Source organism: Methanocalculus sp., from assembly GCF_029762515.1.
In the GTDB taxonomy this organism is placed as follows: Archaea; Halobacteriota; Methanomicrobia; order Methanomicrobiales; family Methanocorpusculaceae; genus Methanocalculus.
In genome coordinates, this window is sequence record NZ_JARVGN010000030.1 from 1 (window position 1) to 9,918 (window position 9,918).

13 protein-coding genes are annotated in these 9,918 nt (G+C 51.6%); 7 read left to right on the top strand and 6 right to left on the bottom strand.

Going from position 1 to position 9,918, the window contains the following annotated elements:
* On the bottom strand, nucleotides 1–1,719 hold a 1,719-nt coding region (gene acs, locus QCH34_RS01880; RefSeq protein ID WP_300329150.1), incomplete at its 3' end, for an acetate--CoA ligase.
* Between the two features lie 159 nt (nucleotides 1,720–1,878).
* The gene (locus tag QCH34_RS01885) at nucleotides 1,879–2,193 is read right to left on the bottom strand and encodes a transcription factor S (protein WP_300329153.1); all 315 of its coding nucleotides are present in this window, start codon (nucleotides 2,191–2,193) and stop codon (nucleotides 1,879–1,881) included.
* Nucleotides 2,194–2,293: 100 nt separating this feature from the next.
* Here QCH34_RS01885 and artA point away from each other — a divergent pair, with 100 nt between their 5' ends.
* The gene (gene artA / locus QCH34_RS01890) at nucleotides 2,294–3,124 is read left to right on the top strand and encodes an archaeosortase A (RefSeq protein ID WP_300329157.1); all 831 of its coding nucleotides are present in this window, start codon (nucleotides 2,294–2,296) and stop codon (nucleotides 3,122–3,124) included.
* Here the strand turns inward: artA and QCH34_RS01895 are convergent.
* Nucleotides 3,096–3,728 (bottom strand): CDP-alcohol phosphatidyltransferase family protein, encoded by a 633-nt coding sequence (locus tag QCH34_RS01895; RefSeq protein ID WP_300329162.1) that lies wholly within the window; start codon nucleotides 3,726–3,728, stop codon nucleotides 3,096–3,098. The two genes, artA and QCH34_RS01895, sit on opposite strands and share 29 nt — an antisense overlap.
* A 76-nt stretch (nucleotides 3,729–3,804) precedes the next feature.
* On the opposite strand from QCH34_RS01895, the gene QCH34_RS01900 reads away from it, so the two are divergent.
* On the top strand, nucleotides 3,805–4,494 hold the full coding sequence (locus tag QCH34_RS01900) for a dihydrofolate reductase family protein (protein ID WP_300329164.1): 690 nt from the start codon (nucleotides 3,805–3,807) through the stop codon (nucleotides 4,492–4,494).
* The gene (gene sppA, locus QCH34_RS01905; protein WP_300329167.1) at nucleotides 4,491–5,279 is read left to right on the top strand and encodes a signal peptide peptidase SppA; all 789 of its coding nucleotides are present in this window, start codon (nucleotides 4,491–4,493) and stop codon (nucleotides 5,277–5,279) included. The genes QCH34_RS01900 and sppA overlap by 4 nt, the downstream gene beginning before the upstream one ends.
* Before the next feature lie 31 nt (nucleotides 5,280–5,310).
* On the opposite strand, the gene truD is transcribed toward sppA, so the two are convergent.
* Nucleotides 5,311–6,576, bottom strand: coding sequence for a tRNA pseudouridine(13) synthase TruD (gene truD, locus QCH34_RS01910; protein ID WP_300329170.1), 1,266 nt, complete (start codon nucleotides 6,574–6,576; stop codon nucleotides 5,311–5,313).
* Nucleotides 6,573–6,935, bottom strand: a complete 363-nt coding sequence (pth2, locus tag QCH34_RS01915; RefSeq protein ID WP_300329173.1) for a peptidyl-tRNA hydrolase Pth2 — start codon at nucleotides 6,933–6,935, stop codon at nucleotides 6,573–6,575. The genes truD and pth2 overlap by 4 nt, the downstream gene beginning before the upstream one ends.
* A gap of 177 nt (nucleotides 6,936–7,112) precedes the next feature.
* Between pth2 and QCH34_RS01920 the strand changes: the two genes are divergently transcribed.
* The 3 genes from QCH34_RS01920 to bcp all read left to right on the top strand — a co-directional run bounded on the left by QCH34_RS01920 (nucleotide 7,113) and on the right by bcp (nucleotide 9,023).
* Nucleotides 7,113–8,165, top strand: coding sequence for a hypothetical protein (locus QCH34_RS01920; protein WP_300329176.1), 1,053 nt, complete (start codon nucleotides 7,113–7,115; stop codon nucleotides 8,163–8,165).
* A gap of 2 nt (nucleotides 8,166–8,167) precedes the next feature.
* Nucleotides 8,168–8,461: a hypothetical protein gene (locus tag QCH34_RS01925; RefSeq protein ID WP_300329179.1), complete on the top strand. Its 294-nt coding sequence runs from the start codon at nucleotides 8,168–8,170 to the stop codon at nucleotides 8,459–8,461.
* A gap of 79 nt (nucleotides 8,462–8,540) precedes the next feature.
* The gene (gene bcp / locus QCH34_RS01930) at nucleotides 8,541–9,023 is read left to right on the top strand and encodes a thioredoxin-dependent thiol peroxidase (RefSeq protein ID WP_300329182.1); all 483 of its coding nucleotides are present in this window, start codon (nucleotides 8,541–8,543) and stop codon (nucleotides 9,021–9,023) included.
* Here bcp and QCH34_RS01935 read toward each other — a convergent pair.
* Nucleotides 9,020–9,670 carry a hypothetical protein gene (locus QCH34_RS01935; RefSeq protein WP_300329187.1) on the bottom strand — a complete coding sequence of 217 codons (651 nt, stop codon included), beginning with the start codon at nucleotides 9,668–9,670 and terminating at the stop codon, nucleotides 9,020–9,022. The two genes, bcp and QCH34_RS01935, sit on opposite strands and share 4 nt — an antisense overlap.
* 59 nt (nucleotides 9,671–9,729) lie before the next feature.
* Between QCH34_RS01935 and QCH34_RS01940 the strand changes: the two genes are divergently transcribed.
* Nucleotides 9,730–9,918, top strand: a 189-nt coding sequence (locus QCH34_RS01940) for a hypothetical protein (RefSeq protein ID WP_300329191.1), incomplete at its 3' end; no start/stop codon positions are given.

Here is a 9,918-nt window from a genome sequence, read left to right on the forward strand (position 1 = left end):
CTGTTTCAGTTTCGGGGTCTCGATGAACCCTTCCCTCAGAAGGACAAACGCCAGTATCCGGTTGCCCTTCATCTCATCAGGTATCCCGACGACCGCCGCTTCTCCAACGGCCTTGTGTGCAACCAGTGCGCTCTCGACCTCCGCTGTTCCGATGTTATGGCCGGAGACGATGATCAGGTCGTCTGATCTGCCAAGGATCATAATATACCCCTCTTCATCCCGGACAGCAAGATCGCTTGCAGTGAAGGTATCCTCAGGTCCGCTCCAGTACATCCGGTACCGCTCTTCATTCTGGTGCACCATCCGCGCCATCGACGGCCAGGGCTCCTTGATGATCAGCTGCCCGGATATGCCCGGCGGTACTGGTTTTCCTTCCTTGTCGACGATATCAACGAGAACACCGGGGATCGGCTTTCCTGCAAATCCGGGTTTCATCGGCTCTCCGATCATCGTGGTGATCATATGCATCCCGGTCTCGGTCTGCCACCAGGTATCGACAATCGGGAGTTTGCCCTTTCCGATTGTGTGATAGAACCACTCGAATGCTTCGGGATTCAATGGCTCTCCCACCGACCCGAGGAGGCGGAGGCTGGAGAGGTCGTATTTGTTCGGGTACTCCTCGCCAAACCGCATGAACATCCGGATTGCGGTCGGTGCGGTATACATGATGGAGATCCCGAACTTCTCGATATATTTCCACCAGATCCCGGCATCCGGGTAGTCCGGGGTGCCTTCGGTGATGAAGATGGTCGCACCAACAAGGAGCGGGCCATAGACGATATAGGAATGGCCGGTGATCCAGCCGGGGTCTGCTGTACACCAGTAGACATCGGAGTCCTTGATATCGAGGATGTACTTGCTTGTATAGTAGGTTCCGACCATGTACCCGCCGGTTGTATGGACGATACCCTTCGGCTGGCCGGTTGTCCCGGAGGTATAAAGGATGAAGAGGGGATCTTCTGCATCCATCGGCTCAGATGCACAGTTCTTTTCACTCTCCTCCATCAGTTCATAGAAATCTCTCTCAAATTCGGAGAGGAGGCTGATCTTCGGAGTCTGTGTCCTGAGCACAACGACGTGGTCAACAGTTGTCGCATTGATCAGCGCCTCCTCAAGGATCGGCTTGAGGGGAATGGTCTTTCCACGCCTGATGCTTGCATCGGCGGTGATCACAACTTTGGCACCGGCACCGGTGATCCGTGCATGCAGCGCATCGGATCCAAATCCGGCAAAGACGACCGAATGGACTGCACCGATACGTGCACAGGCGAGCATGGCAATGATCTGCTCGGGGACATTTGGCATGTAGATGCAGACGGTATCGCCCTTTCCGACACCGAGGCTCTTCAGGCCGTTTGCAAACCGCTCAACCTCACGGAGAAGCTGCCAGTATGTCAGGCTCCGGGTCGATCCGTCGTCTCCCTGCCAGAAGACTGCGACCTTATTTCTCCGATGGCCGGCGATATGCCGGTCCAGACAGTTATAGCTTATATTGGTTTTTCCATTGATGAACCACCGGGCAAAGGGATGCTTCCACTCCTTCACCGTCTCCCAGGGCTGGAACCATTCAAGCTCATGGCTGATTCGTGACCAGAATCCATCCGGATCAGTGATATACCCCTGGTACGCGTGCTCGGCATCCTTGCACCATGCCTCTTTCCTGTATTCAGGATCAGGCATGTACTTCTTTGTGCTCAATGTCACCTGCTTCTCGGACATGGTCCCTCCAAATTGACATGATTAATTGTGTAGAATGATAGATCCGGTTCTCCGGCATCATATAAAAACATGGTATTCTGGGATTTTAACCCTGGAATATGGGGGAGGGTATTCTGTTCTCTCCCTGTTTGGGCAGAAGTGATGGATTTCTGCTCTGTTTTAGTCGTATTGTCTCCAGGTGTGGGAACAGGAGACACACCGGAAGAACCGGACTTCACTTTCATCCGCGGACCGGAGCTGCCTGAGCCACCAGTACGCGACGTTATGGTCACACTCCGGGCACCGGATGGCACAGGTCGGGAGTGTCGGGATGGCATCATCTTCGTCAACGATCACGATCTCTTTCTCGACTCTGGTTTTTGTCACTTTGAGGGATTCGGAATCGGTGATATCTTCAGAATAGTCACATCTCCGGCAATGCATCTTTCCGGATCTGGCGATCATCAGGCTCTTACATTCTGGGCAGAAACGCATGACTATAGTATATGCACTGGATCTTTAAAGACTCCGCCATTCTGATATGCTAGTGACGTCTTCCTCATCCTTTTTCTGATCCCCCGTTCAATATATTGTAATGAACGAATACCTGGTTCTTCTCTCCTGTATCGGCTTTCTCCTTTTTCTTCTGCCACACAGGTATAACTGGTATGCAGGGATAGTCGGTTGGGCATCAATATCACTTCTCCTCCTTTTCGAATTGCCGGGTTTTCTTCAGATCAATAATTTCCTCTATCCGATCCTCGGAATCCTCTCGGTACCGTTTGTCTATCTTACGGCACGGCGGCTTCTGATGAAGGATCCTGTTGTAGGAAGCCTGACGAGGGCGGCTGCCTTCTCCTTTTTGATCTATGCTCCATTTGGCTTTTATGAGCCATTGAAGAACTGGCTGATCGGGGTCGTCGTCAACCAGACGGTATGGGTGCTGGAACTTCTCAGGTATCCGGTGACCCTCTATGAATGGAATACGATCATGGCAGGATCGATACCGGGTTTTGATATCGGGTTCCGTGTCGAGATCATCCTCGGGTGCACCGGAATCACCAGCATAGCGATCATGCTCGCGGTTGCAAATATGGTGCCGACGACAACCCGGCAGAAGATCCTCTCATTCCTCCTGATTGCACCGACAATTTACCTGTTGAATCTCTTCAGGAATGCCTATGTGATCATGGCATATACCGGCCAGTGGTACCCCTGGTTCCCTGATCTTGTTGGAAATGGTAATTACGGGTATGAAAGCTTCTTCTGGGCACACAATGTCTTCTGCGAGCTTCTTGCACTTGTCGTCCTGATAGCAATCGCCTATGGCCTCTTCCGTTTAATCCCCGATTTAGGGGTACTGGCAGAAAAGCTGGTCTCCCAGTATATCCGGGATATCAGGCAAGTCTTCCTGAAAGGTAGATGATCCGCTGGATTGCCGAGAGATTTGTGCAGATCGCAATGATGATCACCGAGACCCAGATGAATCCGGTGACGCCGCCGAGGATCAGCACAAGCAGGGTCTCGGGTCTTCCAAAGAACCCGACCCCTTCAAGCGGATCGTCAATTTTGCCGCAGACACGGTCTGAATAGCCAACCTCCGCATAAACAACCGGCTTGATGAAGGTGTTCATCATGGAGCCGATGATGGCGAGTGCGACAACCCCGAAATCCGCTATCGGGGGGAGCGTGGTGAAACCGGATATAATGGCAATTCCCGAGAGCCCGACACCAAGGAGTGCGAGCACATCGATGTATTTGTCAACAATCCAGTCGAGAACCGCGCCGAAATTACTGTCATGATTGGTTTTACGCGCGACACTCCCGTCAACGAGATCGAGGATTGCAGAGATGAAGAGGAGGAGGGATCCCAGAATGAACTGCTGATAAACAAAGGATAAAGCACACCCGATTCCGAAAATAAGCGAAAGTATGGTGATCTGGTTTGGGGAGAGACCCAGACGTACACAGAGGTTAGCGATCGGTTCCAGATACCGCATGCAGTGTGGACGTAATGTGGTAATGTTCATATTTCCCTCAACCAGCCTGTAATAAACCCTATATTCTTAAGGTATTCAAAGAGATATATCAATCGAGAGGATCAGTATGAGAGCGCATCCGAAAAAACCACAGGTCCTGATGATGTCCGAGATCACCGCAGATGGTAAGCTGACATTAAAGAAGGATGCATCGAGCAAGATCCTGATGAAATACATGGCAGAAGAGACCGAGACCCTTCTTCATACGACACGGGCAGAATGCGACGCGATTATGGTCGGATCCCGCACGATCCGGATCGACAACTCATTTCTGACGGTCAGGAAAGTCCCCGGCAAGAGCCCGATTCGCGTCATCCCAAACAGCAGGGGCGATCTGCCGCTCACTGCAAATATCTTCAAGCCTGATGCACAGACCGTCATTGCCGTCTCTGAAATTGCATCCAGCGAACGGATCGATGCGATCAGGGCAACCGGCGCTGAGGTGGTTGTCTGCGGAGAGACCGAAGTGGATCTCCCCCTCCTCCTTGAGACGCTCTATGAACAGTATGGTGTCCGGAAGATGATGGTCGAGGGTGGGCCAACCCTGAACTACCATATGCTGCACAACTGCCTTGTCGATGAGATACGGCTCATCCACCTGCCCTTCATTGTCGGGGGAGATGATACGCCCTCACTTGTCGGTGGGATGCATATAGAGACAGAAGACGAGATGATCCGGCTTGAACTCCGCACCCATTATCTCTGCGGCACCAACCTCGTCACCGAATATGATGTACTCTATCCCGTTAAATCATGAATTACATTGAACGTCAGATAAAACAGCAACAGAGGATCAGGCAGCTTAAAAAAGGAGGCCTTATTCTTCTCTTCCTTGTTCTTGGTATCTTTGCCATTGTCGGTATCTTCAGCCTCATCGATCCCATGGGCGGAACCGATGTCCCGGTGATCAGGATTGAAGGGACGATGATCACCGGAGAAGCACGGTCCGGCGGCTATACCGGAAGCGAATATATCGGCAGCCAGATTCGAAAGGCAGCAGACGATCCCCTGACACGGGCGATCGTGCTCAGGATCGATTCCGGCGGCGGCACCCCGGCAGCAGCCCAGGAGATCATCCGTGATATCATCTATGCAAAGCAGAAGAAGCCGGTTGTCGTCTCGATGGGCGATATTGCAACCTCTGGTGCATACTATGTTGCCGCATATGCTGACCGGATCTATTCGAGTCATGATACCATGACCGGGGGTATCGGGGTGATGTGGATCTTCTATGATACAAGCGATCAGCTCAGGAAAGAGGGGCTTGAGATCGATGTTGTAAAATCAGGTGAGATGAAGGATATGACCCATTCATATCGCGGGCTCACTTCAGATGAGGAGGAGGTCGCCCAGGATCTCGTTGATGCGAGTTTCAACCGGCTTTTTGCGGATATCAGCAGCCAGCGAAATATCAGCCGTGAATCTATCGAAGATGCACGCATGATCCGTGGCGAACAGGCTCTTGAAATCGGGCTCGTTGATGAGATCGGCAACCTTCAGGATGCAATCGCCGGGGCCCGGGAGATCGCCCGTTCCCGCTGATTTTTTCCGTGAATCACCCGCGCAGAGGGGTTCAGACGAGTGATATTGGATCGCTCTTCATGAACTCCCGGCAGACTGACGTTGCATAGTGGCCGGGGGGGAGTGTGAAGGTAAGCCGGGCAGTATCACTTTCTGTTTCTGCGTGTATCTCTGTTCTCAGCACGATCGGCCTGATTGATCCGTCAAATGCGCATTCCAGGTAGCCTGCCGCTTCCCTGAATGCACCTGATCCGATCCCGGCCTCTTCCGAGAGCCTGAGCATATACTCCTCCATCGGGCCCGGGTTTGAGATTGATGATCCGCCCGGCATGAATGCCGCGATCATCGCCCTCCCCCGTTTGATATGCTGCCGTGCAGTCGGGAGGTTCTTCTCTGTTGCCCGGTCAGATCTCCCGTTTAAGTAGACAAGGGTGTCTCCCGCTTCGGGCTCATGCAGGGGGAGGCCGCGGTCAAAGCGATCCGAGATGGCAGCATTGAAGAGGTAGGACTGCCATGCCGAGACGAACATGGTGAGGAGTTTTGGGGGGAGGGCTTTGAGAGCTCCCTTGTGATCGCCTTCGTGTTTTGAGAGATAATCGAGCATCGCCCGTTCGAACCCAAGCCTGACCGGAAGTGCATATAATGCCTCCTTTGCATCGCCCGTCTCCCTGAATGCCGCCCGTGCCGTTTTTACCTCCTCGTCTTCATTTGGGAAGGGATCGCCGATGTAGATATCAACCGCCTCCCGGTATTCGCCACGCAGGATCGCCGATCCGACCCGGTGGGTGACCGGTTTCTGGGCACCGAACCGCTGAAGCCCGAAGTAGTTTGGGATCCCAGCTTGTACGGTTTCTGTTATGCCGGGGAGACTGGCGAGGTTCTCCCTCTCACAGCCGCGAATGCTGATGACAAACCGGTTCCCTTCAAGATCCCCAAGCGAGAGGCCGAACTGGTGCTGGTTCACCGGCTCGACTGCCATATCCTTGAATGAGAGTGCCCTCACCTGGTCTTCTTCGACCTTATAGAGCGAGATATAGTGGGTGGCAACGGCGTTTCTGTCCTTTGTGCCGGCCCAGCCGATCCGTTTCCTGCTGATCCCAAGCCGCTTTGCGATCTCCTGGATCGCATGCTGGTGCTCCCATGAGCGGCGGGTGACGGTGCAGATCAGGTACGGCCCGCTCCCTGTGAATGGCTTTGGGATCTCTTCGACAACAAAGTCTTCAGGTGAGGATCTCAGCTTCCCCCCGATACCGGGATGGTCGTCTCCATAGTACCGCATCTGAAGCTCATGTTCCAGGGGATAGGGACTCTGCATCATAGCAGTTTCAGATCTGATGTGACCCGGTTGAGGAGTTCGGATTTTGCGGGTCCAAGGCCAAGGGCGGTGACGGTTCCCGGCGGGATCTCGGTCAGCCCTGCATCCTGGATGATGCATGCGGGGATGCCGTTTGCTTCTGCAACAACCTTCAGTTCATAGAGTGCCCGCTCCCCGCTCACCTTCAGGGCGACCTTCTTCTGCCCCTCATCCATCCAGGCACGTTTTGAGGCGGCACTGGCCTTCTCATAGGCGCCGACGGCTGCATGGGCAAGCTGTGCGCATTTCTTCCCGCAGCTCATCTTCACGTCGTCCCTGACGATCAGGCATTGTTTCCATGCAAATTCGGGGCTCTCTCTCATCGTGGTTACCAATTGGGCGGGATGGAAGAAATATATGCCCCAAGTACCCGGAGTGCTATAGAAATGTGGGGAATTATGGGAGATTAAAATAAAATATATTTATTAATATTATATCATTTTCGCTCAGGAAAAGGCATAAGGTGTATATGATTAGAGTGTGTAAAGAAAAGAAGCGAAATGGCGCCTCAAGAAAAACCCAAGACATGGATTATTATCCGTGACGGAGCGACAGTAAAGGATAATGCTATAGAAGCCCTGGCTTTTGCCGAGGCAGTCTCCAATATGCAGCGTGCTGTTGATAATATTGGTATTTCAAAATTCGGAAAGGCCTATAAAAAAGAAGATTTCCGGCTTTATCTTAAGGAGATCAGGAAAGGTAGTATCATTGTACCTTTATTCCCGGTATCATATGGAACCGGACTTGACGGTGAGAACACTTTTACCGATATTACCGGGTGCTTTGAGCGGCTTATGGATATTCTGAATACCAATCCGGATGCTTTTCCAACACACCTTGACAAGGAGATAGAAGATCCATCTGCACGAATTGGTCTCCTAAAAAGCCTTCTTTCCTTCGCTTCGTCGGGATCCACCATAGAAATAAAAACCTCCATTGAACAACCTGATCATGGAAGCTTCATTCCAAAACATCAGAAGGAATACCTTGAAGAACTCGTCTTCAAATACGGAGGTACAGGTATTGTCAGTATACAGGGAGTTATCATAGGGATCCGTGGCGATAATCTCTCGTACTTTATCGTAAATACTACAGTCGGACGGAACATCAACTGCTATTTCAAACCTGAAATAGAAGATCAGGTGAAAAATCTCTATAAAAAATGGGTTCGTGTGACCGGAAATATGATACAGACACAAAAAAACTATAGAATTGACTCAGTAGAGAATCTGGAGCAGGTGAAGTTTGAAACTCTTCATACAATTGGTCAATACATCCTGTTGAAACCAATTACCTTCACCGTCTCCTATGACAATAATGACAAACAATGGTGTCTGTTCAACAATGATCTTGCTCTCTATGGGTGTGGAGATAATTACAAAAAAGCAATTCAGTCTCTTGAAGAGGAGATAGAGGGACATATTCTCAGCTTCAGTGAATATCCTGATGATATGCACTCTGAAAGTTCACTCCAATTAAAGCAGGGACTCCTCCAATATCTTGATTTCAATGAGGTAAAAGGCCTTATTGATATAAGATATGGAGGGGCATAGAGATGCCCATAAAAAAACGTGACTTTGAACGGGCTGCCAAAAATAAAGGTTTTCTCCAAATCAGAAGAGGAGATCATATCTTTTATCGCTTCAAGGATCACGAGGGAAAGATTGTTGACAGCATCCATACAAAAGTGAGCCATGGAGGTAATGGGGATATTTCAGAGAGCCTCCTCTCGAAAATGTACAAGCAGATGATGTTCACGACAAAAGCCGATCTTCAGAACTATATTGCATGTACTGTGACTGAAGATGAATACCGTGAAATGCTTCGTTCAAAAGGTTATATTGTTTGAGGCGAGGCAGTTGCACGGACAAAAGCCACTCTTTTGATGGGATGGATATGTTTATTGCCCTTACCTGAGAGGTTCTCCCATGACAGAACTTGAGATTGGTATGAAGGCACCGGATTTCTGCCTCCCAGATATCGATGAGCATATGGTATGCCTCGTGGAGGAGCGGGGCGTCTTTGTGATCATCTACTTTTATCCAAAAGATAACTCCTCAGGCTGCACCCTTGAAGCCCGCTCCTTCTCTGATACGATGGAGGAGTTTGCCCGTGATAATACGCCTGTCTTTGGGATCAGCCCGGATTCGATCGCAACCCACCGGCGTTTCGCCGAGAAGCAAAAGCTCACCGTCTCCCTCCTCTCAGATCCCGAACACCTGGTGATCGAGGCGTATGGCGCCTGGAAACAGAAGAAGATGTACGGCAGGGAGTATATGGGGGTTGAACGGAGCACCTACATCATCGATCCTGATGGAAATATCGCCCACATCTGGCGGAAGGTGAAGGTGAAGGGGCATGTTGAAGAGGTGGTCGCGAAGCTTGAGGAGCTGAGAGCAGAGAAGCGTTAGGGGCAGGCGAGCTCGCATGCCCGGCAGTGGTCGATTATCTCTCTGGCTCTCTTTTTATCTGCATTCATCCTCTGCATGCACCGCTGCCGGCTGTATGTTCCGGTTTCAAACGCCCCCATCGGGCAGGTGCTGATACAGTACCCGGGGCATTCAGGGCAGGGGTTTGTGAGATCGACTGGTGCCGGCGGATTGGATTCGATATTCGCCCAGACTGCCCGGAACCTGATCCTCGGCCCAAATCCCGGCACCAGCACAAGGTTGTTTCTCCCCATAATGCCGATTCCTGCGATTACTGCGGCATCCTTGAGATAGATCCCGCCGTCATCGAGCTGGTAGGGGATCAATTCCGCAGTGATCCCGTGTGTTTCATTCAGCCACCCGGCAATCGATCTCCCGATTGCTCCAAGCTGTCGATCCCCCGGTGTGCCACGCCCCTCCTCCCAGTGATCCATCTCCGGCGTGGCGGGATCATGGAAGAGCCCGAGGATGATGTAGGTGCCATCGTCTCTCACTGATCCCTGGTTGCCGTCTGCCTCGGCTGATGGACAGTTTTTGAGCATGGCTGCCGGGATTGTGCCTGCCACGTCCGCCCCGAGCCTGAGGGCATGCCGGACCGCTTCCCTGAGAATCTCACTGTCACTCTTCATCTGCAAAGGATGGAACCGGTGAGTGAAAAAAGATCCGGTCTCTCATCCCCGCTTCCTCTATGAGTGGCGTAACTTCTCCTGCCCCCCTTGAAAAGAACCATAACATCATGGGGAGAAGTATTCAGGTGATGACCCTCCCTCACCCCCGCCATCCCGTGCCCGCATTTGATCTCTTCAATGTCCTCTTCGAGCAGATCTTTGATCCAGTGATGACCGTCGTCCTCAGCTTTGACGCACAAGTCGATGAA

Bases quoted from the DNA above. Each gene is read 5' to 3' on its own strand.
- QCH34_RS01885 (WP_300329153.1), bottom strand. From the start codon at position 2,193: ATGCGTTTCTGCCCAGAATGTAAGAGCCTGATGATCGCCAGATCCGGA.
- artA (WP_300329157.1), top strand. From the start codon at position 2,294: ATGAACGAATACCTGGTTCTTCTCTCCTGTATCGGCTTTCTCCTTTTT.
- QCH34_RS01895 (WP_300329162.1), bottom strand. From the start codon at position 3,728: ATGAACATTACCACATTACGTCCACACTGCATGCGGTATCTGGAACCG.
- QCH34_RS01900 (WP_300329164.1), top strand. From the start codon at position 3,805: ATGAGAGCGCATCCGAAAAAACCACAGGTCCTGATGATGTCCGAGATC.
- sppA (WP_300329167.1), top strand. From the start codon at position 4,491: ATGAATTACATTGAACGTCAGATAAAACAGCAACAGAGGATCAGGCAG.
- truD (WP_300329170.1), bottom strand. From the start codon at position 6,576: ATGATGCAGAGTCCCTATCCCCTGGAACATGAGCTTCAGATGCGGTAC.
- pth2 (WP_300329173.1), bottom strand. From the start codon at position 6,935: ATGAGAGAGAGCCCCGAATTTGCATGGAAACAATGCCTGATCGTCAGG.
- QCH34_RS01920 (WP_300329176.1), top strand. From the start codon at position 7,113: ATGGCGCCTCAAGAAAAACCCAAGACATGGATTATTATCCGTGACGGA.
- QCH34_RS01925 (WP_300329179.1), top strand. From the start codon at position 8,168: ATGCCCATAAAAAAACGTGACTTTGAACGGGCTGCCAAAAATAAAGGT.
- bcp (WP_300329182.1), top strand. From the start codon at position 8,541: ATGACAGAACTTGAGATTGGTATGAAGGCACCGGATTTCTGCCTCCCA.
- QCH34_RS01935 (WP_300329187.1), bottom strand. From the start codon at position 9,670: ATGAAGAGTGACAGTGAGATTCTCAGGGAAGCGGTCCGGCATGCCCTC.